Raw genomic sequence first — 25,345 nt, 5'->3', positions numbered from 1 at the left:
AAGTAGTAAATGTTGTGAAAGTTCTCAAACTTCAAGTATCTATTGGCTTTGGGGGCAGCCGACTATCAAAATATGCAAATAGCTGGTTTCGAACTTTGATAACTTTCATACTTTTAGCCCCCACTCGCTTTTTAGCTTTGCGGCATAGTCGGGGTTGATATTTCCGTACTTAATACCGTAAGTGGGTGCAGCCATTGCCAACCACTTTGGATCATGACAATTTCCCGAGCAGTATCTTTTAAGAACTCCTTCTAGACGCTTACGGCTATAGCCAGTACTTTCTTCTTGGGATATTGCATGCAACTCGGTAACCGATCGAGAAATAGGCTTAATCTTTTCCAAAATAAACCCGATTACATCCGCATCTTCTACCAAGCTCTTTTGGTATTGAGCAAGCGATAAGGTGTCGACGTGATTTGGTAGTAAAGAAACTTCTCGGTCTTTGCTAATCAAAAAGCTCTGATCCTTAAGAGCTGCCCTGCTCTTATCTATGAGTGTTGAAATAGTAATTGTTCCGTCATCGTTTTTGACTGGTACTAGGTAGACCAATTCATCAAAATCGTTTCGCAGATCTCCCACGCCTTCGAAAACTGGCTTTCCATCCTGACCGTCATACTTATTTGTATGCGCCAAACAGATAACCGTCATTCCTTTGGCTGTAAGTGATCTCAATATTGAATAAAAGCCTTTCCCATGATTTTTACTCATCATGTCTGTGAATTTCTTTAGCGTATCGAGAATAAGTACCGTAGATGAAAAATCACTATCCGATCTAGTCCAATCTTTAAAAATTTCTACTATTTGCTCAGGCGTGCCGCCAGTCAAGTCAGGATTAATAAGTTCATACCGAAACTCTTTGGCATGGTGGGCATAGTGCTTAATATCTGATGCCGAAGCATCCGCATTGATATAAATGACCTTGTACCCAGCCGCAGCCATTTCGCCTGCCGCATGAACCATCAAAGTTGTTTTTCCACCATTCGCTTTTGCACAAATAACAGACATATGCCCTTCAACGATTAAATCTAGCCAAGCAAATTTCGCATCATTGATCTTTTCCATAATCTCTTCCGTGACCTTCATTTCCATCAGCCTTTTGTAGGGATCGACTTTATTTGTGTGTGCATCTAGCCAGTCTTGACCTTTTTTAACGTCGCTCATTAGCTAGCCCCGCCGCATTAATACCGCTTTGAATGCGATCTACAGCAAGAATTAACCTATCGTCATCCGCCTGAGTTAATCCTTCTCCATTGCGTATCTTTATCGCTGAATTGGCAACAACTAAGACTTCAAAACTAATTGCCTTAAGGACATCTGCTGCTGGAAAAGGGCGTCTTTCTGATTTGCGCTCAAAACCTTCTTTGGTGGGGTATAGATCTTCAAAACTCATCCCTACCGCATTCAGCACCGAATTGGCATCGCACCCGCCAAAGCAATGGATAAGCACCGTACCGTCGTCACACTCTTTGATTGATAGAGATGGGCTTCGGTCTTCATGGGCAGGACAACATGCCACCCAACGACCATTACCAGTTCGCTTCACCTTATCTAAGTGAGAAAGCAATGTCTCAACAGTCATTACTTCACCCGATAAGCAAGTGGGTTTTGAAAGAACTCATGTAACTCGGAGTTTTTCCAAAAGGTGCAACGAATACCCATGCGGATCGGCTGTGGCGCTTGACCAGCCAAAACCATCTTTCGGAAGGTCTCACGGCTAAATGGTGAGAATGGTTTGATTTGAGACCAGCGGCTCATGCCATCTATTGGCAACCGTACTTCGTTAGCTTGTTTCATACTATTCCCTTCGATTAACTTTGAATGCCCCATAACTGCAGGCGTTGATCGAACTTTACGGAATTGCTTGATGAACTACAAAGAAGAAAACCGCCAAATTTAGCGGTTTCTTTCTTGTCAAAAACTAAGCCTTATTTCTTTGATAAATACGGCTGAATATCAGCCCAACTCAATGGATTAAAACCCTTGTCTTTGTCGTACTCAACCACTGATACCAACTCACAAAACTTCTCTTTTGGTACTTTATCAAAATGAATCTCAAATACTCGATTCAGGTATGGCAACATATAAACACGAGCTGACTTAGACATCTTCCCAGCCCGCTTAATCTTGTTGTTTAACTCCAAGCAAAGAAACTTTAGGGCATCTACCAGCTCCAAGTTAATTCCATTTTGAGCAAGAAATACCGCTCTATCTTCGACACTCAGCGTTAGTAATTTTTTATCCGCCAATGATCGCTGACGATCTTCAAAGGAGTCGGCAAGCTTCTTTTTCCATCCGATGACCGAAAAGAGACTGCCATTGAATCCAAGCTGATCCAATCGAAGCTTGAGCCTTCGCTCTATCAGTCTTCCAATCAAGCCTTTGCTTGTTTTATCCGCTTGGTGATTGCCTTCAATATCATCAATCAGGGACTGGGTTTTCTTCATAATTGCTGCCAACTTCTTATTGGACTCGTTCAGCGGAATTGGGTTCTCAATCTCAGCATTCTTTGCCAAGCTAATTCCCCATCCAACTCCAGCGCAAATAGAGACCACTAGCGGGTCTTTCGCCAACTCGCCTTCATCACGGGCAATATCGTTTTTTTGATTCTCAAGCAGCCAAGCCCAAATTTTTTGCATGGACTCGTCAGTCCCAAGGCGATAAATGCAATCGAGAAAATCTTCGTCACCATCATCTTCCTTTACTTGTTGGTACAAAGAAATCAGGTCGGGCGGCGTCCAATCAGGAAATTTAACCTTATCCATTAGGCTGCAGCCTTCTTAAATCCAACCACCTTGCCATCTTTTCTAATTGCATCCAAGTAATTTGCCCAGTCCTGCATCATTCGAGTTCTCTCGGGAATGTACTCAGAAGAATCGTATCTTCGAGAAATCCCATTGCCAGTCAAATGGGCTAGCTGGGTCTCTATGTGAATATGGTTGTAGCCCAACTCATGCAGGATCGTTGAAGCAACCCCCCTAAAGCCATGCCCAGTCATTTTATTTTTATAACCCAGCCTATCTAATGCCCTAAGAATCGTGGCATTGCTCATGTGATCGTCATTGGGGCGAACGGTGGATGGAAATATGTGTTCACGATTACCCGAGATTTTTTTCAGCTCCTTAAGAATTGCCACCACTTGATCCGACATGGGGATGATGTGCGGGTCTTTTTTCTTCATTCGCTCTGCGGGGATTCGCCATAGCTTATTGTCAAAATCAATCTCACCCCATTTAGCCCCAATAAGCTCACTGGTGCGAACAAATACTAGGGACATTAATTGAGTAGCAAAGCGCGTCGGCTTACTGTCATACCCATCAATTGCCTTGAGTAATGCGGGTAGCTCAGCCGCTTCAACTCGAGCGTGGTTTGTGAGCTTCTTGGTTTTAAGAAATTTTGAAGGCTTAATGCTCCTAGCTGGATTATGTTCAGCCATGCCATGAGCAATCGCAAAATCAAACATTTGCCCGCAGTAACGCAAACACCTTTCGGCAGTATGCGTAATGGGTATCAAATTACCGCTTTTATCCTTCTCTTTACCGCTTGACTCAATTTTCGTAGCCATAGCAACAAAATCTTGGGTTTTAAGCTCAAGGATTGGGCGCAACCCCAACTGGGGAATGATGTAATTATCTAATCGCCCACGAGCTGCTGAAATTGTCTTTTCATCCTTACCGTGACCCCAATTCTCAAACCACCTTTCAGCCAATGCTTGGAAGCTGTTGGCAACTGCCAAAGATTTAAGCAGCTTGTCCTTTTTGCGCTCGCCCATAGGATTACTCCCAGTCGCAAGCACTGCGATAGCTTCAGCATGCTTAGCGCGAGCATCTTTGAGACCCACATTTGGATATTGCCCAAAAGTCATAGTTTGGGGTTTGCCGTGATAGCGATAGCGGTAACGCCATGTCTTTGTCCCGTTTGGCAGGCAATACAAAGTTAGCCCACCCCCGTCTGTAAGGGTTGATGCCTTCTCGGAAGGTTTAAGAGCCTTTAGCTTGGCGTCAGTCAGTTTCATAGGTAAAGCACTCCTAGAGTGATTACCCGCGCCCTGCGGTCGTTTTAGGGCTACCTGTGTGTAAATTTCTCAAAAAGGGTGGTTTGCGGGTTTTTACACACTCTTTTACACACAGTTTTATGAATATACACACATTTCCCGACATTGCCCACTACTAACAAAAAACCCCTGAGACCTATACAGTATCAGGGGTTTTTGGTAGATCTTAGTAGTTCAAAAAACATTGTTTGGTGGCGAATCAGGGATTTGAACCCCGGACCTGCGGATTATGATTCCGTCGCTCTAACCAGCTGAGCTAATTCGCCGAACTCGTAATTGTAAATGATCAGACGCCTTATGTCTAAACCAAAGAACTTAGGCTACTTAATCTGAAAGACGCTCACCGCCTCATCACGGTTATAGCGTACAAAAACCTCAATTTTCTTGGCTAGAAAGAGCTTTTTCAGGACCTCATCCTTATTTTCAAAAATGATAGCCGTCTGCTCAGGAAAGCGGGAAAAAGGATCGCTCATCACCTCGATAGGCTGTCCATCGACCTTGATGAGGCGAATGGTGCGCCTATAAAGGCGATCGGGCTGAATAAAAATCAGGCGTTTGACATACTTATCTAAAACCAACTTTTGCCCCTGCTCGCTGGTCTTGGAGTAATAAACCAACTCATCTTTGCCATTGGTAGTGACGTCACGCTCTTCATCCCACTTGGCAAATACGGTTTGACTGGTCAACACGCAAAAAATTGCTACCACCAATAATCTATAAAGATGCATTATTTACTTTCTTAGTTTGATCATTTCATCTTATCAGTCATCTGCACTCATGCGACTTCTCTCTATTTCTTCTGGCAAAGTAATGCCACTCTTTGGGTCTCATCACCCAAACTATTCAAGAGTAGCCTCAGCCATCCAAAAACAATCCATCAGCAATCTCGCTTCCCCCGCTCCCGTTGAAATCACTCGACTTGGTGTAGCCGGTGATGAGCAGGCAGATCTATCGGTACACGGCGGAGTAGAAAAAGCGATTTATGTATACCCAGTTGAGCACTACGCTTTCTGGAACGAATTACTTTCTCGTGAGACCAAAAAATCAATTGATCTCCCTCTGGGCACTTTCGGTGAAAACTTCACTATCGAAGGTTTGCTTGAGACTGAGGTATTTGTTGGAGACCAAATGCAGATGGGTGAACTTCAATTTACCGTAGTCAAACTACGTGAACCCTGCTTTAAGTTCAATGCCAAAATGGGCTACAAAGGTGCGAGCAAAGCCATGCTGCAATCTGGCTTTAGTGGGTGGTATCTACGGGTGAATCAAACTGGCGCTCTCGCAGCGGGTACTGAGATCACAGTGCTGCCAGGTCAAAGACTGACATCTATTGCCGATCAGAATCTAGCCCTCTTTAATCGGGGCAATCAAAAAAATCTTTGGGATTAACTTAGAAATCAACTGCTGCATTAACTTCAGCAATAAAAAAACCCGACCACAAAGTGGTCGGGTTTTGATTTGATACAGACTAAAGTACTTAGTCTTTTGCGTAGATATCTACGTCTTTAGTTTCTTTAATAAACAGTGTACCGATTACCAATGTCATCGCAGCGATGATGATTGGGTACCAGAGACCATAGTAAATGTTACCGTTTTGCGCTACCAAGGCGAAGGAAATCGTTGGCAACAAGCCACCGAACCAACCGTTACCAATGTGGTATGGCAAGGACATAGATGTGTAACGAATGCGAGTTGGGAACATCTCAACTAACATCGCTGCGATTGGGCCATAAACCATGGTTACCAATATCACCAAGTACACCAACAAGAGCAATATAGCTACGTAGTTGATTGCAGCTGGATCTGCTTTTGTTGGATAGCCAGCAGTTTTCAATGCCTCTCCGATTGCTTTCTTGAACTCAGCATCTTTCGCTTTTGCATCTGGGTCTTTTGCAGAGTAACCAGTGATTTCTGTATCGCCAATCTTCACAACAGCGGTGCTTCCAGCTGGGCCAGCAATAGTACTATAGCTAGCAGAGTTAGAAGCCATCACTTGTTTTGCGATATCGCAAGAACTGGTGAACTTAGCTGTACCTGTTGGGTTGAACTGGAATGTACATTCATTTACATCAGCAGTAATTGTTGCTGGTGCTGATGCCATCGCTTTTTCTAACGCTGGGTTAGCAAAGTGAGTCATGGCATTAAATACGGAAACTGGTGTATTTGGAATGTAGGTAATAACAGCCAATAACAAGCCACCCATGATGATGACCTTACGGCCAATCTTGTCTGACAAGCTACCGAACACAACGAAGAATGGTGTGCCGATTACCAATGAAGCAGCAATCAACAAGTTCGCAGTTTTAGCATCTACCTTCAACACTTGTGTGAGATAGAACAAAGCGTAGAACTGACCTGTATACCAAACCACCGCTTGACCTGCAACCAGACCAAACAATGCCAAGATAACAATCTTCAAGTTCTTCCATTGACCGAATGACTCTGTCAAAGGAGCTTTAGACAATTTGCCTTCATCTTTCATCTTCTTGAAAGCTGGGGATTCGTTCATCGATAAACGGATGTAAACGGAAACAGCCAACAAAGCGATAGAAACGATGAATGGAACACGCCAGCCCCAAACATCGAAGTTTGGACCAGTGAGTTCACGTGTGAACAAAATCACTAACAAAGACAAGAACAAGCCAAGAGTAGCTGTTGTCTGAATCCAAGCTGTGTATGCACCACGACGTCCGTGAGGAGCGTGCTCAGCAACGTAAGTTGCAGCACCACCGTACTCACCACCCAAAGCTAAACCTTGAAGCATACGCAATGCGATCAAGATAACTGGAGCAGCAACACCGATAGTGGCGTAGTTAGGCAGAATACCAACGACAAACGTAGCACCACCCATGATAAGGATCGTCACCAAGAAGGTGTACTTACGACCAATCAAATCGCCTAAGCGACCGAATACCAGAGCGCCGAATGGGCGAACGATAAAACCGGCAGCAAACGCCAGCAAAGCAAAAATGAAGGCAGAGCCTGCATCTAAGCCTGAGAAGAACTGCTTGGCGATAACGGCGGCCAATGAACCGTAAAGATAAAAGTCGTACCACTCAAAAACCGTACCTAAAGAGGAGGCAAAAATAACTTTGCGTTCTTCAGCGGTCATTGGGGCTGCTTTAGTTGATGTTGACATCAGTAGCTCCTAACTATTTTTATTAAATAAAAAACAACGGGTCGATTATGCTTTGAAAAAAATCAAAGAAATCCACTAGTTAGGGTAATTCCCCATCAAATTAGATCGGGGTTTTCACTTAAAGAATGGGGGAAAACCACGTTTTCCCCCAAATAAGTCATCCCTACAGAGTACTTACCACCCAATTGCCTTAGGCAGCCACAAGGATAAAGACGGGAAATAAAATACTAGGAACAAAGCAACGCCTTGCATCACGATGAACGGAACTACACCCTTATAGATATCCTTAATCCCAACTTCAGGAGGGGCCACCCCCTTCAGATAGAAGAGCGCCCAACCAAATGGTGGCGTTAAGAATGATGACTGCAAACAAACAGTAATCATCATAGCAATCCACACTGGATCGGCACCCTGCGAGAGTAAAACCGGTAGAAATAAAGGAACAGCTATGTAACTGATTTCAATCCACTCGATGAAGAAGCCAAGAATGAAGATCAAAAATAGCATGAACCAAATGTCGCTATTTAATCCACCCGGCAAGTACTCAAACATCCCAGTGATCAAATCTTCACCATGCAAACCACGGAATGACAGCGCAAAGACTTGAGCGCAAATCAGAATAAACATCATTAGCGCGCTGATCTTAGTTGTATCAATAGCAACTTCTTTGAGCTTAGCCCAGGAAAAGCGACCAGAAAAAATCGTTACTAGGACTGAGCCGACTGCGCCCATGCCTGCTGCTTCAGTTGGCGCAGCAATACCTCCGACGATAGAACCCAATACCGCAACTACCAACATGATCGGAGGGACCACTACCTTCCAAAATCGCTTCCATAATTCTTTTCCAGAAACTTTGCTACGCTCTTCCAGAGGTATCGGCGGCATTAGATCCGGCTTAACCCAGCCCAATATCAAAATATAAATGATGTAAACCGTAGTGAGCAGTAGACCAGGAATGACCGCGGCCGCAAATAAAGTTCCCACTGAAAGCTGCATGATGTCTGACAGCAAAATCAAAATTAAGCTGGGTGGAATAATTTGACCAAGTGTGCCTGAAGCGCAAATAGCCCCACAAGCAATACTCTTATCGTATCCGCGACGAATTAGGGTTGGCAGAGTCAACAGGCCCAAAGTGATGACCGTTGCTCCAACAATGCCGGTCGTGGCACCCATCAATGCGCCAAAGAGAATGATGCCAATAGCCATACCGCCTTTAAGACCGCCAGCGATATGCCCCATCACATCCAATAGATCATCTGCCAAACGAGACTTCTCGAGCGCAATTCCCATGAAGATAAACAAGGGAATTGCTAACCATTGATACCCACCAACAATTCCAAAAATTCGCGCTGGCAGCAAGCTAAATAGAGAACTTCCAAAACCCAGATACCCAAATACAAATCCGACTGTGGCGAGAGTGATGGCGACAGGGATTCCAGCCATCAGCATGGCAAAAAAACCAATCAGCATCAGAACAGCCATTACTTGCGGTTCAAACATGATTGTTCGCCTTTAAGTTTTTGTGGGCCAATATCAATCTCAGCAACTCAGCAGTGCCTTGGAGCGCGACAAAACAAAACCCAATTGGTATTAGAGATTTAATAGCCCATCGTGCCGGAATTCCGCCGGGATCAGGTGATCCCTCCCCAATTGAAAGCGATTGCCCAACATAACTGATGGATAGCTTGATAAAAATCAGAGAGACAATGATCGTAAGGAGTGCTGAAATAAAATCCACAATCATTTTTTTCTGCGGGGAAAACTGCGCATAAAAAACATCGACTCTGACGTTATCTCCACGTTGCAGAGCAAAACTCATCCCTAATAGAATCATTACGGCCAATAAATGCCACTCTAATTCTTGAGCCCATACCGATCCAAAGCTAAAGGTATATCTTAAAAATACATTGACGGAGATGAGGCCAACGATGGCCAAGGTTGCCCATGAGGCAACCTTGCCAACCTGGTCTATCAAGCCTTCAATTTGTGCTGCTGTTTTTGAAAACTGATTTAACACGACCGTCCCCTATTTATCCACGCACTTTGCTGTGATAAGCCGCTTCGCTATAAACCGCCCAAGCGTCATACTTTTTCTTAAACGCAAAATAAGAATCGTGCACTTTTTTCACCATTGGATCGGCTGCACTAGATTCATCCAAGATCTTGGTTGTTTCAGCACGCATTGCAGCAATTACTGAATCAGGCAAAGGTAAGGCAGTGACGCCTTGATTTTTCACTAGATCTTGCATCGCCTCTGCATTAGCTCGCTGACACCAGGCCTCACTAATAACATTGCAGGCCGCAGCTGCATTTTGGACAACTGCCTGAAGGTCCTTAGGCAACTTCTCCCATGCTGCTTTATTGATTAGTAGCTCTGAGGCAGTTGCAGGCTCATGCCAACCAGTGGTGTAGTAAAACTTAGCCGCTTTTTGCAACCCAAGTCGACGATCTTGATATGGGCCAACGAATTCAGCCGCATCGATGACGCCGCGCTCAAGTGCCGGGAAAATCTCACCACCTGGCAATACTTTGACATCGACACCCAATTTCGCGTAGACCTTACCAGCAAGTCCAGGGATGCGCATCTTCAAACCCTTGAGGTCCGCAACACTATTAATTTTCTTTTTAAACCAACCAGTCATTTGCACGCCAGTATTGCCGCAAGGCATCGCCACCATACCAAACGGGGCATAAACCTCATTCCATAAATCAATTCCGCCACCATCGTAAAACCATCCATTCATACCTTGGTAATTAAGGCCAAAGGGCACTGCAGTGAAATACTGAGCGGCAAAAGTTTTGCCAGTCCAAAAATAACTATTCGCATGGTTCATCTCAACTGTGCCAGAACGGACCGCATCAAAACCTTCAAATGCTGGGATGAGTTCACCAGCCCCAAACACTTGAATCTTGAGACGGCCGTTGGACATTTCGCCAATACGCTTCGCTAAATCAGTTGCACTTCCCGGTCCGTCCATGTAAAAAGGCGATCCCTTGGGATAGGCGCTGGTCATCTTCCAGTTAAATGTTTGTGATGACTGGGCTTGAACAATTGCTGGGGCTCCTAAAGCAAGTCCTGCAACACCAGCTCCAATACCCGTACTCAAAAATTTCCGACGATTTGTAGTCATTAAGCTCTCCTTTAATTGATCTCATTTAGGAAGCACATGCAGCCTCGCTCCTCGATACCAATTTATTCAAACTTAGACTCACTCGTTAGTAGAAATACTGACTTATGGGCATAAAATCACCTATCTGGTGCACACGCATTCTTTTGGGGCAAGAAAACAATTAAATTCAAAAGCGTGAAAAAATGAATTACTAAAATTTGTTGTACTTAGTAAAAACCAAAATAGGGACTAATAGCCATGCAACAAAAATGGGGTATTCGAGGAATGGCGGTAGCGCCACACTCGCTAGCGTCTGAGTCTGCCTTAGCAGTTCTTCGCGAAGGCGGCAATGCACTTGAGGCAATGATCGCTGCAGCCGCAACGATCGCAGTTGTCTACCCCCACATGAACTCTATTGGCGGTGACTCTTTCTGGGTTGTGCACTCCCCCGGTAAAGCCATGGGCGGAATTGATGCTTGCGGTGCAGCGGCTGGTTTAGCGACCAAGCAGTGGTACGCGGAGCGCGGAATCACCAAAGCCATTCCTTTTCGGGGTGCCATTGCAGCCAATACGGTTGCTGGCACCATTTCCGGCTGGGGTGCTGCGCAAAAGCTTTCACAACAGGGCCTCCGTGGCAAGCTTCCCCTCTCCCGCCTACTAGCAGATGCCATTCACTATGCTGAAGCTGGAGTCCCGGTAACCTTTAGCCAATCAAGCTTGACTGAAAAAAAGCGAGTGGAGTTAAGTCCGATTCCTGGATTTGCAGAGACATTCCTAGTTGATGGCAAAGCCCCTGAAGTCGGCAGCATCTTCAAGCAAGAGCGTCTTGCGAAAACCTTGCGTCAAATCTCTCGTAAAGGCACAGAAGATTACTACCGTGGTGATTTAGCTGAATTACTTGCCAAGGAGCTCACAGATATCGGCAGCCCTCTCAGGTTGTCGGATCTTCATCGCCATCAAGCCAAACTCATTGACCCACTTGAACTCAAACACAGCATGGGTAATGTCTACAACATGACACCACCAACCCAAGGTGTCGTGTCTTTGATGATCATCGGTATATTGGATCAACTCAATCTCAAGCGCTTTAAAGTCGATAGCGCCGAGTATGTGCATCACTGTGTTGAAGCTACTAAACAAGCTTTCAAGGTACGCGATCAATTTGTTACTGATCCTGCATACATGACAAAAAATGCGCAGTCTTTCTTATCCCCCGCCTTCCTCAAGAAGCTGACGAAAAATATTGACCCCGAAAAAGCTTTGCCTTGGGGTCAAGGTAAAGGGCCTGCAGATACCATTTGGATGGGCGTGATTGATGGAGACGGAAATTGCGTTTCCTTTATTCAAAGTATTTATCACGAGTTTGGTGCCGGCATCGTGCTACCCAAATCTGGCGTGAACTGGCAGAACCGCGGCTGCAGCTTCTCGCTGGATCCAAAAACACTGAATCACCTTGAACCCTATCGCAAACCGTTCCACACATTAAACCCAGCTATGGCTTTGTTTAAGGATGGCAGGTCCATGGTGTACGGCACGATGGGTGGCGATGGCCAACCCCAAACGCAGTGCGCCGTCTTTACCCGCACAGCGACATATGGACTAGATCCGCAAGATGCGATTAGCCGCCCACGTTGGTTGCTGGGCAGGACCTGGGGTCAAACCAGCGACAGCCTTAAATTAGAGTCGCGCTTTAGTCCATGGGTTGCTAAAGAGCTACACGCACTAGGACACGAGATTGAAATGCTCGATGCCTTTGATGAAACTGTTGGCCATGCGGGCTGCATTATTCGAGATCCATCCGGCACGCTCCATGGCGGCTGGGATCCCCGCAGCGATGGCGCTGTTAGCGCGTTTTAGTAATAAATAATTTGGGTACGCGCAGATCCCAGTAAATGGCAGCTGCGCGTAGTCCAAAAATAGCGAGCATACAAATCACTGAGCCCTCAAGCGTGAACTCGGGGAAGAAATTCAGAATCAAGATGTAAATACAGCAACCCAAGGTAACAGGGATTGCATACAGTTCATGTGACATCAATAAAGTCTTTCTGCCGGCCAAGATGTCACGTAATAAGCCACCACCAATCGCAGTAACAACACCCAGAATCACGGGCGCAACTGGCAACCCAAAACCCAAGTTCCAAGCTTTATCCGCCCCCTGAATGCCAAATAAAGCAGCGCCAAGACCGTCGATATACAGCATCCAGCGGTAAATCTGAGGTTGCGTAAAAAAAGATTCGGCTACAAAAGTAACTATGCATGCGCCCAATGCCACCCAAATATAAATCTGAGCAATCGACCAAAAAGCAGGCACATCCAAAATGATGTCCCTCAGTGTTCCGCCGCCAATGGCGGTAATCACACCCAATACCATGACGCCAAAAAGATCCACACCTCGATCTGCAATAGCTAGAACACCCGTTACCGCAAAAGCAATCGTGGCAATGATACCAATCCAGAAATTAATTTGATCCATAACGCTTAGTCTAAATCACCGAGACAACACAATCAATGAAGCCCTGCATATACTGAGGGTCATGTTCTTAAGGAGTTCTTCATGAAAACTCAGCTTTATAGCTTTTGGCGTAGCTCGGCAGCTTTTCGGGTGCGTATTGCCCTGAACTTAAAAGGTATGGATTATGAAGTGATTCCAGTACACCTTCTCAAAGATGGCGGTGGACAACGCACGCCAGAATATACAAGCAAGAATCCCAATCGTTTAGTCCCCCTTTACACCGATGGTACTCATACGATTCATCAGTCCCTTGCCATCATCGAATATCTCGAGGAGATTCAAGCAGCTCCAGCCCTGCTACCGAAAACCGCAATCGATCGAGCATGGGTGCGTGCAGTCGCCATGGACATTGCGATCGATATACACCCCCTAGGTAACGTAAGGGTTTTGCGCTACTTGATTAGGCAATTAGGCTTAAGCATGGAGGCAAAAGATGGCTGGAATCAACACTGGATCTCTTTAGGCTTAACCAGCCTGGAAAAACAATTAAGTACAGATCCGAGGGTGGGTCGCTTTGCTTTTGGTGATCACCCTGGTTTGATTGACATCTGCTTAGTGCCGCAAATCTTTAATGCACTTAGTGCAAAGATGGATATGAAAGCCTATCCAGCGCTGATGAGGATCTTTCATCAGTGTATGACGGTACCAGCATTTATTGACGCCTCTTGGGAAAATCAAATGGATGCTGAGGGATCAAACCCCCTTACTCCACCACAAGAATAAAGACAGTGTTAGTAAAGATCCTACTGTAGTTAAAAGCACCACTCGAGAAATAATTCTGCCGTCTGCGTTGTAATACTGAGCCAACATAAATGGGCCTGTACCCGTAGGAAGGGCAGCCAGAATCACAACGGCATTCACCCATAAGGTAGGCAAATCTAAGATTGGGCCAGCGATTAACCAGGCAACTAGGGGCTGAATAATCAGCTTGGCAACACTGATACCCCATGCCTGTTGAGGGGCCGACTTTTCTTTTTGCATCAAAAACAGGCCAATAGAGACTAGTGCGCAAGGCGTGGCTGCCGCAGCCAAGAAAGAAATCACTTGCGCTAATGGGTCGTACAAAATCAAGTCTGTAGATGACCACACCAAACCGGCAACCGGTGCAATTAATAATGGATTAGTGCACAGAGACTTCAATACACTCCAAACAATTTCATGGGATTTTTTATGGGACTGTATGCCGACCTCAATGAGAACTGTTGCTACAGCAAACATCACAAAAACAATGAAGGTCGCAATAATTGCTGGCGCCAAACCATCTTGACCAAGTGCCAAAACACAGAGCGGAATGCCCATGTACCCCGTGTTGGAGTAAGACGCACTCAAACCTGAAAAACTAGCGGCCGCTAAATCTCGCTTACGAACCCAGCTGACTAGCAACACCAACATAAATACTAGCAAGCAACTCAGAAAGAAAGCGGTAATAAAGCCCGGCTGCCAAAGTGTTTGCCAACTACTGTTTGATGCGAAATTAAATAGTTGCGCAGGTAAGGCAAGCCAAACGACAAAGCGATTTAATTCAATCGATGCGCTTTCTCCTAACTTACCAGTTCTGCCGCAAATGTAGCCTATGAGAATCAGCGCAAATACTGGAAAGACAACATTGAAAACGTAGAACAATTTAAATGTGCTTTTTTAGATCAAGCAATTTTCTTCAGAGTCTTCTGGTATCGCTGCGCATTTTTGATATAACGCCCTGCAATATCTTCTATACCCGCAATCTGCTCTGGTGTTAGCGTTTTCACTGCCTTGGCAGGTGAACCCAAAATCATTGAGCCATCAGGAAATTCTTTACCCTCAGTAACTAAGGCGCCAGCACCCACTAAGCAGTTCTTACCAATCTTGGCACCATTCAAAATAACGGCACCGATGCCAATCAAACTACCGTCGCCAATTTGACAGCCATGAAGCATTACTTGATGCCCAACAGTAACTTGCTTACCAATGATGAGGGGGTAGCCAGAGTCAGTATGCAAAATAGAAGCATCTTGCACATTGCTGCCCTCGCCAATTTGAATGAGATCGTTATCGCCACGGATAACCACCTTGGGCCACACGCTCGCGTTTGAATGAAGCTCAACGCGACCGATCACCTCTGCGCTCTCGGCGACCCAGGCTCCCTCAGCTAAGTGGGGAGCGTTTCCATCTAGTTCAAATATAGCCATGACTCATTATAGGTAATGGCTATATTTAAGGAAGCCTACCAATTAGGCTCACGATCAGGCGTGGAAGAAATCCGGTGAATACTCAAATCCGCACCTTCAAACTCTTCCTCTTGTGACATCCGGATGCCTAAAACTGCCTTGAGCAATCCGTAGACCACAAAACCACTAATTAAGGCAATCGCCACTCCTAAGCCACTGCCAATCAGCTGGCCCAAGAAAGTGACTCCACCAATACCGCCTAGCGCTTTTGCCCCAAAGATGCCAGCAGCCAATCCACCCCATAAACCGCAGAGACCATGCAGTGGCCATACACCCAACACATCGTCAATCTTCCAACGGTTTTGCACCAAGGTAAACATGTACACAAAAAGAGCGCCAGCAATTAAGCCAACAACCAATGCGCCCATCGGGTGCATCAAATCTGAGCCAGCGCAAACTGCCACCAAGCCAGCCAAAGGACCGTTATAAGTAAAACCGGGGTCGTTGCGACCAATAACCCATGCAGCCAAAGTCCCGCCAACCATCGCCATCAAAGAATTCATGGCAACTAAGCCACTGACCTTATCGATAGTCTGCGCACTCATGACGTTAAATCCAAACCAACCTACCGCCAAAATCCAAGCGCCCAATGCTAAGAACGGAATGCTTGAAGGAGGATGTGCCGCAACGTTGCCATCCTTGGTGTAACGACCACGACGCGCGCCCAACAGGATGACTGCTGGTAGCGCAATCCAACCACCCACCGCATGGACAACAATTGAACCCGCAAAGTCATGGAACTCTTCGCCAGTAAGTGACTTGATCCATGCTTGGATGCCGTAATGCTGATTCCAGGCGATGCCTTCAAAGAAAGGGTAAATGAAGCCAACCAAGATAAAGGTGGCAATCAATTGAGGGTTGAACTTCGCGCGCTCTGCAATACCACCCGAAATAATGGCAGGAATAGCAGCAGCAAAGGTCAGCAAGAAAAAGAATTTGACCAGTTCATAGCCATTTTTCTCGGCCAATAGCTCAGCGCCAGAGAAAAAGTCGACGCCGTAGGCAATGCTGTAACCAATAAAGAAGTAGGCAATAGTCGACACTGCAAAGTCGACTAAGATTTTGACCAAGGCATTGACTTGGTTCTTTTTACGAACCGTGCCAAGCTCAAGAAATGCAAACCCCGCGTGCATCGCTAAAACCATGATGGCGCCGAGCAAAATAAACAAGGCATCACTGCCTGATTTCAAAGTTTCCACTGAAATAACCCCCATATTTTTTGCATCATTATGGGGAATTTAGTGGTGGTTCGTCAGCATTAATGCACTCATTTAGTGCAATTTAATGCCCTCAATATAGTTTATTATCAAATTTACATACACCGAAGGGAGAACCCATGAAAAAAATTTTAGTTCTATTGGCCGCTTTAGGCGCATTTTCTGGCTTAGCCCAGGCCCAAGAAAAAGTTCAGGTATTGAGCACTCAAGAGCTCGTCAATGTCTGCAAATTGCCTGCAAGCCCAGAGTCCCGTAGCTTTTGCGTTGGCTATACAACCGCGATTTACGACACTTATTTGGCAACACGTCATCCACAACGCGCTAGGCCATATATTTGCGTAAAGCAACCAGCACCTTCACGTGACGAAGTGATTGGTGAATTTGTAAAATTTGGTCAAACCAATCAACAAACTGCTGACAAACCGGCGGCAGGTGTTTTCTTGGGCTTCTTGGCAGCACGCTTTCCTTGCGCCAGAAAATAATCCAAGCTAATTAGCCAATCAATCTAAAGACATAAGGAACAGTTGATATGAAAAAAATTATCGCTATTACTGCTGCAACCCTAGCAATTGCAGGTTGCTCTAACATGAGCAATACAGAACAACGCACTTTATCTGGCGCTGGTATCGGCGCAGCTGCTGGTGCAGTTGGCACCGCCATTTTCCACGGCAACCCAATTTGGGGAGCAGTTGGTGGCGCAGCAGTTGGTGCAGCCTCTGGTTACGTATACGATGCCTACAAAAAAGAGCAGGCTTCTGAGTACAACTCTGGCTACAACGCTGGAAAAAATAATCAGCCAGCTAAAGCTCCTCAGTAATTCTTAGGTGGCTTTACAAGCTAGATTGAGTTCTAATTGCAGTAAAACAAAAAACCCGACCTGCGTCATGCAAGTTGGGTTTTTCTTTTAAAGCTTCAGCAATTTAAGAGAGGAGCAGCTGATTAATACGCTTTACATAAGCAGCTGGATCATTCAATTGACCGCCCTCAGCCAAGAGTGCTTGATCAAATAAGACCTGAGTCCACTCATCAAAATACTGATCGTCTGACTTCAGCTTGAGGAGCAAAGGATGATCGGGGTTGATTTCCAGAATAGGCTTGGTATCTGGCGCTTGCTGGCCTGCCGCCTTGAGCATGCGCAATAAATTTCCAGAAAGTTCATTCTCATCAGAGACCAAGCACGCTGGAGAGTCAGTCAAGCGGAAGGTCACACGCACATCCTTCACCTTGTCTTCCAGCGCTGCTTTCATGCGATCGAGCAAGCCCTTGAAATTCTTTTCAGTTTCTTCATGCTCTTTCTTTTCTTTCTCGTCACTTAAGTTGCCAAGATCAAGACCGCCCTTTGCTACTGAGGTCATGTGCTTGCCATCAAACTCAGCGAAGAAAGAAAGCATCCACTCGTCCACACGATCGGACAGCAATAAAACTTCAACGCCTTTCTTACGGAAGATTTCTAAATGCGGACTATTTTTAGCAGCATTAAATGTGTCGCCAGTGACGTAATAAATCTTGTCTTGACCTTCCTTCATGCGTGAAATGTATTCAGCTAAGGAAACAGTTTGATCAGCAGAATCCGCATGTGTACTTGCAAAACGCAAGAGCTTTAAGATGCGCTCTTGATTAGGCTGATCTTCACCAACACCCTCTTTAAGCACTTGTCCAAACTGAGTCCAGAAGGTGCGGTACTTTTCTTTCTTGGTATCGTCATCACCATTAGCCAAATCCTCCAACATGCTTAATACACGCTTAGTGGAGCTTTCTCGAATAATTTTCACATCGCGTGATTCCTGCAGGATTTCACGGGAAACGTTTAAAGGCAGATCTGTTGAATCAATCACCCCAGTGACAAAACGCAGGTACATCGGCATTAATTGCTCGGCATCATCCATGATAAATACCCGCTTCACATACAACTTAATACCGCCACGCTTATTACGATCCCACAAATCAAATGGTGCACGTGAGGGTACATACAGCAACTGCGTAAATTCACTACGACCTTCGACCTTATTCAGGGAATAGCACAAGGGATTTTCATAATCATGTGACAGGTGTTTATAAAACTCGTGGTACTGCTCTTCAGTAATTTCGGATTTAGAGCGAGCCCATAATGCGCTGGACTGATTAATACTTTCGAGCTCGTCCTTAATCACTTGCTCTTTTTTATCTGCGTCCCACTCTTCCTTATTCATCTGAATCGGCAAAGAGATGTGATCGGAATATTTACGAATAATCGATTTCAACTTATGGGTGGAGAGGAAATCATCCTCACCCTCACGCAACTGCATCGTGATCGAAGTCCCACGCTGTGGGCGATCAATACTTTCTACTGTAAATTCGCCTGAGCCATCAGACTCCCAGCGAACTCCATCGGACGCTGGCAAGCCTGCTCGACGCGTCTCCACAGTAATACGGTCGGCCACAATAAAGGCTGAGTAAAAGCCAACACCAAACTGACCAATTAAAGCGGCATCTTTTTGTTGATCGCCAGAAAGCTTAGAGAAAAATTCTTTCGTGCCAGAGCGAGCAATAGTTCCCAAATTAGAAATTACTTCATCCCGACTCATGCCAATACCGTTATCCGAAATCGTGACGGTTCTAGCGACTTTATCAAAACTGACCTTGATCTTCAGATCAGGATCATCGCCATACCAATCGGGATGCTCGATCCCCTCAAAACGGAGTTTGTCTGAAGCATCGGATGCGTTCGAGATCAGCTCACGGAGAAAGATTTCCTTATTGGAATACAAGGAGTGAATCATCAGTTGTAAAAGTTGCTTTACCTCGGCTTGAAAGCCTAATGTTTCTTTACTAGCTACAGTCATGCGTATTCTCTCTTCCCTCTTAATCAATGAACATCACCCTCAGTAAATGGGGGCTATTAAAGTTATTTCAAGATCTTGGAAACGCCAAATTTAGCCTGGATGGGGCTTTGAATGCTTCTCCGCTACAGGCAATTCCGCCTTTTTCCACGCGCTAAAGCCTCCCTCAAGATGGCAAACCCCAGGAACCCCCATTTTTTGCAGGGTTTCTGTTGTAAGGGCAGAGCGCCACGCAGATGCGCAATAGAGCAACAAACGCTTCCCCTCACCAAAAACTGGCTTGTAATAAGGGCTATCCGGGTCGACCCAAAATTCCAGCATGCCACGAGGAGCATGAATTGCACCTGGAATAAGGCCATCGCGCTCCAACTCCCTCACATCCCGAATATCCACAAAAACGGTGCTTTCATCACTCAGGAATTGCTGGGCTTGCTCCAATGGAACGGTCTCAATTTGTGCCATCGCATTGGCAATTAATTCTTGATAGCCTAATTTTAATTTCACCAAAATCTCCCTAATTGCTAATACTTTTATTTACTTGCTATTAAGAGCAGTTTATTGATGTTGCCCTGATAATATGTAGCTATGAACTTTACCCCTACTGAGCTTGGTGCTAGCGTTATATTTGCCATCGCAGTGCTACATACCTTTTGCACTTCGTATTTTGAAGCCCTAGCTAAAAAATCCCCAAGACATGCTGGTTTATGGCATCTCCTCGGTGAGGTTGAAATCGTCTTTGGTTTTTGGGCGGCTGTGCTGATTATTTTTATGTGGCTTGCAAATGATCTAGCCACAGCAAAAGAGTACGCCAATAAGCGGAACTTCACGGAGCCCTTATTTGTTTTTGCCATCATGGTTGTCGCTGGTAGTAAACCCATTCTGAATTTTGCAACTCAGCTTCTTTATAAGCTCGGCAAAGCCATTCAATTTGTCTTGCGCACCAAGCAAGCGCCAACACTGTATTTCTTGACCCTTAGTATCACGCCATTGCTAGGATCACTGATTACTGAGCCCGCCGCAATGACGCTGGCAGCTTTTTTATTGCGCGACCTAGTCTATCGCCATAAATGCTCTACCCCACTTTTGTTTGGCACATTAGGTGTGCTGTTCGTTAACATTTCAATCGGTGGCACGCTAACTAATTTCGCCGCACCACCAGTGCTTATGGTGGCATCTACCTGGGGCTGGAGTACCGCTTTCATGTTTTCGAACTTTGGCTTTGAAGCAATGATTGCCATTTTCATTAACGCTGGGGTTGTAACCCTACTCTTTCATAAGCAACTTGTTGAGCCTACTAGAAAATCTGATCAAGTTCGCATTCCACTTACCATTACAGCAATTCACCTTTTATTTTTGCTAGGCATTGTGAGCTTCGCACATGACCCAGTCATCTTCATGTGGCTGCTACTCTTTTTTATTGGTTACACCACTGCTTATCCAAAACATCAAAGCCCGCTCATCTTGCGTGAAGCTTTGCTGGTAGGATTCTTCTTAGGCGGACTAGTTGTCTTGGGCGCACTGCAAGGTTGGTGGCTGCAGCCGATCCTCGAAACTATGAGTCCCACCGCAGTGTTCTATGGCAGTCTGGCATTAACTGCGATTACCGATAATGCGGCGCTCACCTATTTAGGATCATTGGTACAGGGCACCTCACCAGAGTTCAAGCTGGCTTTAGTTGGTGGTGCAGTAGCAGGTGGTGGCTTAACCGTGATTGCAAACGCCCCCAATCCTGCTGGACTGGCTATTTTGCGCAGTTACTTCCCAAATGCAGCAGTTTCCGCGGGTTTACTGTTTGTAGCCGCCATTCCACCAACTATTGTTGCGATTCTGGCCCTACGTCTGCTCTAAACGCCTTATCCAGTAAAATCTGAGCTTCGCCCCCAGCTATAAACCTGAGAACGGCATATGAAAAAGCTCTATATCAAAACCTTTGGCTGTCAAATGAACGAGTACGACTCGGGCAAGATGGCCGACCTCCTACATGCCGATGAAGGCATGGTCATGACTGACACGCCAGAAGATGCAGATGTCGTTCTACTAAACACCTGCTCGATTCGTGAAAAAGCAGAAGACAAAGTATTTTCCGATTTAGGCCGCCTACGCGAGCTCAAGAAAACCAAGCCTAATTTATTAATTGGTGTGGGCGGTTGCGTTGCCAGCCAAGAAGGTCAGCAAATTATTAGTAGGGCGCCATATGTCGATGTGGTGTTTGGCCCGCAAACTTTACATCGCCTCTCAGACCTCATTGCGCAACGTCGCCAAACTGGAAGATCTCAGGTAGACATCTCTTTTCCAGAAATAGAAAAGTTTGACCACCTTCCAGCCTCTCGTCAAACCCGTGGCTCAGCTTATGTGTCCATCATGGAAGGCTGCTCAAAGTATTGCAGCTACTGCGTGGTTCCTTACACTCGCGGCGAGGAAATATCGCGCCCCTTTGACGACGTATTGACTGAAGTGGCTGGTCTTGCAGCCCAAGGCGTAAAAGAAATTGTCTTGCTCGGTCAGAATGTGAACGCCTATCTTGGCAAGATGGGTGGCAATGAAGAGATTGCAGACTTTGCATTACTGATTGAATACATTGCCGAAATTCCGGGTGTTGAGAGGATTCGTTTTACAACTAGCCACCCAAAAGAATTTACACAGCGCTTGATTGATATCTACGCCAAAGTTCCGAAGCTCGTAAGCCATTTGCATCTACCAGTACAACATGCATCGGATTCCGTTTTATCTGCAATGAAACGTGGCTACACCGCACTAGAATACAAAAGCATTATTCGTAAGATGCGCGCTGTGAGGCCCGACCTAACCCTCTCTAGTGACTTTATTGTGGGTTTTCCTGGCGAGACCGATGAAGACTTTGCAAAACTACTTAAGATGGTTGAAGAACTGAATTTTGATAATAGCTTTTGCTTTATCTTCAGTGCGCGACCCGGGACACCCGCTGCCAATTTGAGTGATGACACTCCTTATGAGGTCAAACTCAAGCGACTACAAACATTACTCGCCCTAGTTGAGTCACAAGCAAATCAAATTAGCAAAAATATGCTGGGCAATACTGAGCGAGTACTCGTTGAAGGTTTGGCGAAAGATGGCGTGAACTTGCAGGGTCGGGCCGCTAATAATCGCGTGATTCACTTCACTGCACCAAATGACGATATCGAATCACTCATCGGCCAAATGGTAGATATCCGCATTACTGAAGTACTCAACTACACCCTCCGAGGCGAACTGATTGGCGATCTCACCCTATCCCACACTCACTAAGATGACGACGAAGGAAGCATCCCCCTCTAAACTCGAGATTGATATTCAATTTGCTAGCGCTGCTATCGAAGAGAAAGTGCTTGCAACGGCATCTCTGGTGGCAATTAAAAAATGGGTGAAAGCAGCAGTTCCATTGAATGGCCTCATTACCTTGCGCTTTGTGAATGCAGCTGAAGGCAAAAAACTGAATTTTGCCTTTCGCAACAAAGACTATGCAACTAACGTCCTCACCTTTCCATATGAGCTGAGCAAAAAGACATTGGCTGCCGATATTATTTTTTGTCTCCCTGTGATTCAAAAAGAGGCATCAGACCAAAGTAAGGCCATGAAGGCTCATCTAGCGCATCTGATTATTCATGGTTGCTTACATGCTCAAGGCCTGGATCATGAAAACAATGTCGAAGCAAAAAAAATGGAAAACAAGGAAATCATCTTTCTAAAATCCCTGGGCTTTGCTAACCCCTACACACCCAATTGAGGCGGTTTTAACGCCATCTTCATCGAATTTACTTATTTCTACGATATTCTTGGTATATGCCTGACCCCAATAAATCCCTTTTAGAGCGCTTGGCCGATTTTTTAACGCCGCAGCCAACTAGCTTAGCAGAACGTCGTCAGGAACTGATTGATGCCCTAAGAGAAGCTCAGGCCGAAGGCTTAATTGACGCAGATGCCCTCTCTATGATTGAGGGTGTGTTCCAGGTAGGCCAATTGTGTGCTCGCGATATTTTGATCCCCAGAGCGCAGATTGACTGGATTGATATCAACCAGCCTTTATCGGAAATTATCAAGAGCGTCATTACTGCCGCCCACTCACGCTTCCCAGTATTTGAAGGTGGCCGCGACAATGTCATCGGCACCTTACTGGCAAAAGATTTATTGCGTCACTCTACCGAAAAAGATTTTCAGGTTCGCGATTGGCTCCGCCCCGCCGTATTTATTCCTGAATCTAAACGCCTAAGTGTGTTGCTACGTGACTTCAAAGACAACCGTAATCATTTGGCAATTGTTGTAGATGAATACAGTGGCGTTGCAGGTGTCATTACGATTGAAGATGTGCTTGAGCAAATCGTTGGTGACATTGAGGATGAGCACGATATTGACGAGGAAGCAGATAACCTCATCTCATTAGACAACGGAGATATTCGCGTTAAAGGTATTACTGAATTAGAGCAATTTAATGAGGCCTTAGGTACTCAATTTCATGATGAAGACATTGAAACTATTGCCGGCCTAGTCATTCATCATCTAGGTCGAGTACCCAAAATGGGCGAATTGATCGAGATCGACGGAGTCGAGTTTGAGGTTCAGCGCGCTGATCCAAGACAGATTCACATTCTGCTCGCACGCCAACTCCCGAAGAATCCTTCCTGAGAATTACCTTGATTGATCAGCAATCTACTAGACTAGGTAATGGCGTCAATTTATTGGCGCTATTTTTTCTAGGGGCCGTACTAGCTGCTGCAGCAGAGCTGCCGTATGGTGGCTGGATACAAATCCCGATCTTGAGTTTGATTTGGTGGCGGATGAGTGAACAAGCAAGCCTATCTGTTAAAAATCAATTTATTTCTGGAATGGCTTTTGGTCTAGGCTACTTTGTTCTGGGTCTCTGGTGGATCTACATTAGCTTGCATGATGTAGGCGGCATGAATGCAGCCCTATCTGGTGCAGCCGTATTCTTATTATCTGCCTACATGGCCATATATTTTTCGGCGGCCAGCCTCTCGTTAGTATTTTTTAAATCTTCACGCATCACTGGTTTATTACTTGCTGCAAGCTGGGTCAGCTTTGAGTATTTTCGTGGCGTGATATTTACAGGCTTTCCTTGGATGGGATTTGCGGAAGCACAATTCAACGGCCCATTTGCACCCGTGGCGCCATTCTTCGGCGGTCTGGCCTGCACATTTTTAGCAGTGTGGATTTCTTGGGAAGTTACTCAGTTAAAAAAAAATATCTTCTTTAGCGCCACCTTTATCATTGCTACCGTCGCTCTTGCGCAACTCGCGAGCCTTTGGACCTTCACAAAGCCGATTGGCGAACCACTCAGTGTTCGTTTAATTCAAGGTAATTTTGAGCAAAGCCTGAAGTTCAACCCCAAGGCCATTGAAGAACAATTTAGTTTTTATACCAATGCTATTGAGAGTCAGTCAGCCGACCTCATCATCACTCCAGAGACTGCTTATCCTTGGCCGCAAAGCAATCTTCCCGCTGGCTTATTAGGATCACTTCAACAGTTCTCTACCAACACCTCCAGCAATGTCTTACTCGGCTTGATTGGAGAGGTAAGCAACTCCACTGGGGTGAAATACACCAATCGCGCTCTTGGACTCTCTCCCAACGTACCAAGCTATCAATATGACAAATCTCATTTGGTGCCCTTTGGTGAATTTATTCCTCCCGGCTTTCATTGGTTTGTGAATGCATTCCATGTCCCCATGAGTGACTTTGAACGTGGCAAGCTAGATCAAGATCCCTTCAGTATTGTTCGCTCAGGTAAAGATGCAATTCATGCAGTCATCATGATTTGCTATGAGGATGTCTTTGGTGGGGAGTTAGCCTCCCGCATTCATCAGAGCAATAAGCCCGTTAACTTGTTGATCAATATGACCAATCTGGCCTGGTTTGGGGATTCTCAAGCACCAGCGCAGCAATTACGTCTATCGCAGCTACGCTCCTTGGAGACTGGTCTCCCAGCGCTACGCGCCACAAATACAGGGATTACCGCAGCGCTTGGGCCAGATGGCAAGCTACTGTCTCAGTTAGGCGAATTTACCCAGGGCATACTCAAGCTCAAAATCCAAGCCTACTCCGGCACAACTCCTTACGTACTTTGGGGAAATGTGCCTATTTTGAGCCTTTCTTGCCTCTTGCTTATCTTGGGCCTGATTCGCCAAAAACGAATCTAATCGCTATTTCATGGTTCACTAGCTTAGCCATGTAAAATCAAAGGCTTAGCCAGGTAAATCATGCTTACTTTTCAGCAAATCATTCTCAAACTCCAAGATTACTGGGACCAACAAGGTTGC

26 protein-coding genes and 1 tRNA gene are annotated in these 25,345 nt (G+C 45.6%); 10 read left to right on the top strand and 17 right to left on the bottom strand.

What is annotated here, in order from left to right; translation table 11 throughout:
• Positions 1 to 105: 105 nt before the first annotated feature.
• From B7X71_RS02855 to B7X71_RS02825, 7 genes are all read right to left on the bottom strand, one after another.
• On the bottom strand, positions 106 to 1,161 hold the full coding sequence (locus B7X71_RS02855; RefSeq protein ID WP_293600179.1) for an ATP-binding protein: 1,056 nt from the start codon (positions 1,159 to 1,161) through the stop codon (positions 106 to 108).
• Positions 1,148 to 1,579 carry a CHC2 zinc finger domain-containing protein gene (locus B7X71_RS02850; RefSeq protein WP_293600178.1) on the bottom strand — a complete coding sequence of 144 codons (432 nt, stop codon included), beginning with the start codon at positions 1,577 to 1,579 and terminating at the stop codon, positions 1,148 to 1,150. Before B7X71_RS02850 ends, B7X71_RS02855 begins: the two co-directional genes overlap by 14 nt.
• Positions 1,579 to 1,794 carry a transcriptional regulator gene (locus B7X71_RS02845; RefSeq protein WP_293600177.1) on the bottom strand — a complete coding sequence of 72 codons (216 nt, stop codon included), beginning with the start codon at positions 1,792 to 1,794 and terminating at the stop codon, positions 1,579 to 1,581. The genes B7X71_RS02850 and B7X71_RS02845 overlap by 1 nt, the downstream gene beginning before the upstream one ends.
• A 131-nt stretch (positions 1,795 to 1,925) precedes the next feature.
• Positions 1,926 to 2,762: a hypothetical protein gene (locus B7X71_RS02840; protein ID WP_293600176.1), complete on the bottom strand. Its 837-nt coding sequence runs from the start codon at positions 2,760 to 2,762 to the stop codon at positions 1,926 to 1,928.
• On the bottom strand, positions 2,762 to 4,012 hold the full coding sequence (locus B7X71_RS02835) for an integrase arm-type DNA-binding domain-containing protein (protein ID WP_293600175.1): 1,251 nt from the start codon (positions 4,010 to 4,012) through the stop codon (positions 2,762 to 2,764). Before B7X71_RS02835 ends, B7X71_RS02840 begins: the two co-directional genes overlap by 1 nt.
• Positions 4,013 to 4,240: 228 nt before the next feature.
• Positions 4,241 to 4,317 (bottom strand) — tRNA-Met (locus tag B7X71_RS02830).
• A gap of 54 nt (positions 4,318 to 4,371) precedes the next feature.
• Positions 4,372 to 4,779, bottom strand: coding sequence for a hypothetical protein (locus tag B7X71_RS02825; protein ID WP_293600174.1), 408 nt, complete (start codon positions 4,777 to 4,779; stop codon positions 4,372 to 4,374).
• Positions 4,780 to 4,828: 49 nt separating this feature from the next.
• On the opposite strand from B7X71_RS02825, the gene B7X71_RS02820 reads away from it, so the two are divergent.
• Positions 4,829 to 5,440 carry an MOSC domain-containing protein gene (locus B7X71_RS02820; RefSeq protein WP_293597435.1) on the top strand — a complete coding sequence of 204 codons (612 nt, stop codon included), beginning with the start codon at positions 4,829 to 4,831 and terminating at the stop codon, positions 5,438 to 5,440.
• An 88-nt stretch (positions 5,441 to 5,528) separates the two neighbouring features.
• Here the strand turns inward: B7X71_RS02820 and B7X71_RS02815 are convergent, their stop codons facing one another.
• The 4 genes from B7X71_RS02815 to dctP all read right to left on the bottom strand — a co-directional run bounded on the left by B7X71_RS02815 (position 5,529) and on the right by dctP (position 10,321).
• Entirely contained in the window at positions 5,529 to 7,190 is a 1,662-nt protein-coding gene (locus B7X71_RS02815) for an MFS transporter (protein WP_293597434.1), read from the bottom strand.
• Between the two features lie 174 nt (positions 7,191 to 7,364).
• Entirely contained in the window at positions 7,365 to 8,690 is a 1,326-nt protein-coding gene (locus tag B7X71_RS02810) for a TRAP transporter large permease subunit (protein ID WP_293597433.1), read from the bottom strand.
• A complete protein-coding gene (locus B7X71_RS02805) occupies positions 8,683 to 9,207 on the bottom strand; it encodes a TRAP transporter small permease subunit (protein ID WP_293597432.1) in 525 nt (174 codons plus the stop codon). Before B7X71_RS02805 ends, B7X71_RS02810 begins: the two co-directional genes overlap by 8 nt.
• Positions 9,208 to 9,220: 13 nt before the next feature.
• The gene (gene dctP / locus B7X71_RS02800; RefSeq protein ID WP_293597431.1) at positions 9,221 to 10,321 is read right to left on the bottom strand and encodes a TRAP transporter substrate-binding protein DctP; all 1,101 of its coding nucleotides are present in this window, start codon (positions 10,319 to 10,321) and stop codon (positions 9,221 to 9,223) included.
• 237 nt (positions 10,322 to 10,558) lie between these two features.
• Here dctP and B7X71_RS02795 point away from each other — a divergent pair, with 237 nt between their 5' ends.
• Positions 10,559 to 12,157: a gamma-glutamyltransferase family protein gene (locus tag B7X71_RS02795; RefSeq protein WP_293597430.1), complete on the top strand. Its 1,599-nt coding sequence runs from the start codon at positions 10,559 to 10,561 to the stop codon at positions 12,155 to 12,157.
• Here B7X71_RS02795 and B7X71_RS02790 read toward each other — a convergent pair.
• Entirely contained in the window at positions 12,144 to 12,773 is a 630-nt protein-coding gene (locus B7X71_RS02790; RefSeq protein WP_293597429.1) for a trimeric intracellular cation channel family protein, read from the bottom strand. The genes B7X71_RS02795 and B7X71_RS02790 overlap by 14 nt on opposite strands.
• A gap of 81 nt (positions 12,774 to 12,854) precedes the next feature.
• Here B7X71_RS02790 and maiA point away from each other — a divergent pair, with 81 nt between their 5' ends.
• Positions 12,855 to 13,535, top strand: coding sequence for a maleylacetoacetate isomerase (gene maiA / locus B7X71_RS02785; RefSeq protein WP_293597428.1), 681 nt, complete (start codon positions 12,855 to 12,857; stop codon positions 13,533 to 13,535).
• Here the strand turns inward: maiA and B7X71_RS02780 are convergent.
• From B7X71_RS02780 to B7X71_RS02770, 3 genes are read right to left on the bottom strand one after another with little or no spacing between them, the layout of a single operon-like run.
• A complete protein-coding gene (locus B7X71_RS02780; protein ID WP_293597427.1) occupies positions 13,506 to 14,435 on the bottom strand; it encodes an AEC family transporter in 930 nt (309 codons plus the stop codon). The genes maiA and B7X71_RS02780 overlap by 30 nt on opposite strands.
• A 20-nt stretch (positions 14,436 to 14,455) precedes the next feature.
• Positions 14,456 to 14,980, bottom strand: coding sequence for a gamma carbonic anhydrase family protein (locus B7X71_RS02775; RefSeq protein WP_293597426.1), 525 nt, complete (start codon positions 14,978 to 14,980; stop codon positions 14,456 to 14,458).
• A 35-nt stretch (positions 14,981 to 15,015) separates the two neighbouring features.
• The gene (locus B7X71_RS02770) at positions 15,016 to 16,218 is read right to left on the bottom strand and encodes an ammonium transporter (protein WP_293597425.1); all 1,203 of its coding nucleotides are present in this window, start codon (positions 16,216 to 16,218) and stop codon (positions 15,016 to 15,018) included.
• Between the two features lie 137 nt (positions 16,219 to 16,355).
• On the opposite strand from B7X71_RS02770, the gene B7X71_RS02765 reads away from it, so the two are divergent.
• Positions 16,356 to 16,718 (top strand): Rap1a/Tai family immunity protein, encoded by a 363-nt coding sequence (locus B7X71_RS02765; RefSeq protein ID WP_293597424.1) that lies wholly within the window; start codon positions 16,356 to 16,358, stop codon positions 16,716 to 16,718.
• A gap of 47 nt (positions 16,719 to 16,765) precedes the next feature.
• Entirely contained in the window at positions 16,766 to 17,053 is a 288-nt protein-coding gene (locus B7X71_RS02760) for a glycine zipper domain-containing protein (RefSeq protein WP_215333930.1), read from the top strand.
• 103 nt (positions 17,054 to 17,156) lie between these two features.
• On the opposite strand, the gene htpG is transcribed toward B7X71_RS02760, so the two are convergent.
• On the bottom strand, positions 17,157 to 19,058 hold the full coding sequence (gene htpG / locus B7X71_RS02755; RefSeq protein WP_293597423.1) for a molecular chaperone HtpG: 1,902 nt from the start codon (positions 19,056 to 19,058) through the stop codon (positions 17,157 to 17,159).
• A 90-nt stretch (positions 19,059 to 19,148) separates the two neighbouring features.
• Positions 19,149 to 19,559 carry a rhodanese-like domain-containing protein gene (locus B7X71_RS02750; RefSeq protein ID WP_293597422.1) on the bottom strand — a complete coding sequence of 137 codons (411 nt, stop codon included), beginning with the start codon at positions 19,557 to 19,559 and terminating at the stop codon, positions 19,149 to 19,151.
• A gap of 81 nt (positions 19,560 to 19,640) precedes the next feature.
• Here B7X71_RS02750 and B7X71_RS02745 point away from each other — a divergent pair, with 81 nt between their 5' ends.
• From B7X71_RS02745 to lnt, 5 genes are read left to right on the top strand one after another with little or no spacing between them, the layout of a single operon-like run.
• The gene (locus B7X71_RS02745; protein WP_293597421.1) at positions 19,641 to 20,903 is read left to right on the top strand and encodes a putative Na+/H+ antiporter; all 1,263 of its coding nucleotides are present in this window, start codon (positions 19,641 to 19,643) and stop codon (positions 20,901 to 20,903) included.
• 57 nt (positions 20,904 to 20,960) lie between these two features.
• Positions 20,961 to 22,319, top strand: coding sequence for a tRNA (N6-isopentenyl adenosine(37)-C2)-methylthiotransferase MiaB (miaB, locus tag B7X71_RS02740; RefSeq protein WP_293597420.1), 1,359 nt, complete (start codon positions 20,961 to 20,963; stop codon positions 22,317 to 22,319).
• Position 22,320: 1 nt separating this feature from the next.
• Positions 22,321 to 22,797 (top strand): rRNA maturation RNase YbeY, encoded by a 477-nt coding sequence (gene ybeY / locus B7X71_RS02735; protein WP_293597419.1) that lies wholly within the window; start codon positions 22,321 to 22,323, stop codon positions 22,795 to 22,797.
• Positions 22,798 to 22,853: 56 nt separating this feature from the next.
• Positions 22,854 to 23,693 carry a transporter associated domain-containing protein gene (locus B7X71_RS02730; protein ID WP_293597418.1) on the top strand — a complete coding sequence of 280 codons (840 nt, stop codon included), beginning with the start codon at positions 22,854 to 22,856 and terminating at the stop codon, positions 23,691 to 23,693.
• Positions 23,694 to 23,701: 8 nt separating this feature from the next.
• Entirely contained in the window at positions 23,702 to 25,225 is a 1,524-nt protein-coding gene (gene lnt, locus B7X71_RS02725) for an apolipoprotein N-acyltransferase (protein ID WP_293597417.1), read from the top strand.
• The last annotated feature ends 120 nt before the right edge of the window (positions 25,226 to 25,345 follow it).

The organism is Polynucleobacter sp. 39-46-10, from assembly GCF_002282275.1.
The sequence above is the reverse complement of the archived record's forward strand: the minus strand, read 5'-3'. Positions and strand labels throughout refer to the sequence as shown.

Excerpts from the sequence above, each read along its gene's own strand:
- B7X71_RS02855 (WP_293600179.1), bottom strand. The coding sequence starts at position 1,161 with ATGAGCGACGTTAAAAAAGGTCAAGACTGGCTAGATGCACACACAAAT.
- B7X71_RS02850 (WP_293600178.1), bottom strand. The coding sequence starts at position 1,579 with ATGACTGTTGAGACATTGCTTTCTCACTTAGATAAGGTGAAGCGAACT.
- B7X71_RS02845 (WP_293600177.1), bottom strand. The coding sequence starts at position 1,794 with ATGAAACAAGCTAACGAAGTACGGTTGCCAATAGATGGCATGAGCCGC.
- B7X71_RS02840 (WP_293600176.1), bottom strand. The coding sequence starts at position 2,762 with ATGGATAAGGTTAAATTTCCTGATTGGACGCCGCCCGACCTGATTTCT.
- B7X71_RS02835 (WP_293600175.1), bottom strand. The coding sequence starts at position 4,012 with ATGAAACTGACTGACGCCAAGCTAAAGGCTCTTAAACCTTCCGAGAAG.
- B7X71_RS02825 (WP_293600174.1), bottom strand. The coding sequence starts at position 4,779 with ATGCATCTTTATAGATTATTGGTGGTAGCAATTTTTTGCGTGTTGACC.
- B7X71_RS02820 (WP_293597435.1), top strand. The coding sequence starts at position 4,829 with ATGCGACTTCTCTCTATTTCTTCTGGCAAAGTAATGCCACTCTTTGGG.
- B7X71_RS02815 (WP_293597434.1), bottom strand. The coding sequence starts at position 7,190 with ATGTCAACATCAACTAAAGCAGCCCCAATGACCGCTGAAGAACGCAAA.
- B7X71_RS02810 (WP_293597433.1), bottom strand. The coding sequence starts at position 8,690 with ATGTTTGAACCGCAAGTAATGGCTGTTCTGATGCTGATTGGTTTTTTT.
- dctP (WP_293597431.1), bottom strand. The coding sequence starts at position 10,321 with ATGACTACAAATCGTCGGAAATTTTTGAGTACGGGTATTGGAGCTGGT.
- B7X71_RS02795 (WP_293597430.1), top strand. The coding sequence starts at position 10,559 with ATGCAACAAAAATGGGGTATTCGAGGAATGGCGGTAGCGCCACACTCG.
- B7X71_RS02790 (WP_293597429.1), bottom strand. The coding sequence starts at position 12,773 with ATGGATCAAATTAATTTCTGGATTGGTATCATTGCCACGATTGCTTTT.
- maiA (WP_293597428.1), top strand. The coding sequence starts at position 12,855 with ATGAAAACTCAGCTTTATAGCTTTTGGCGTAGCTCGGCAGCTTTTCGG.
- B7X71_RS02775 (WP_293597426.1), bottom strand. The coding sequence starts at position 14,980 with ATGGCTATATTTGAACTAGATGGAAACGCTCCCCACTTAGCTGAGGGA.
- B7X71_RS02765 (WP_293597424.1), top strand. The coding sequence starts at position 16,356 with ATGAAAAAAATTTTAGTTCTATTGGCCGCTTTAGGCGCATTTTCTGGC.
- B7X71_RS02760 (WP_215333930.1), top strand. The coding sequence starts at position 16,766 with ATGAAAAAAATTATCGCTATTACTGCTGCAACCCTAGCAATTGCAGGT.
- htpG (WP_293597423.1), bottom strand. The coding sequence starts at position 19,058 with ATGACTGTAGCTAGTAAAGAAACATTAGGCTTTCAAGCCGAGGTAAAG.
- B7X71_RS02745 (WP_293597421.1), top strand. The coding sequence starts at position 19,641 with ATGAACTTTACCCCTACTGAGCTTGGTGCTAGCGTTATATTTGCCATC.
- miaB (WP_293597420.1), top strand. The coding sequence starts at position 20,961 with ATGAAAAAGCTCTATATCAAAACCTTTGGCTGTCAAATGAACGAGTAC.
- ybeY (WP_293597419.1), top strand. The coding sequence starts at position 22,321 with ATGACGACGAAGGAAGCATCCCCCTCTAAACTCGAGATTGATATTCAA.
- B7X71_RS02730 (WP_293597418.1), top strand. The coding sequence starts at position 22,854 with ATGCCTGACCCCAATAAATCCCTTTTAGAGCGCTTGGCCGATTTTTTA.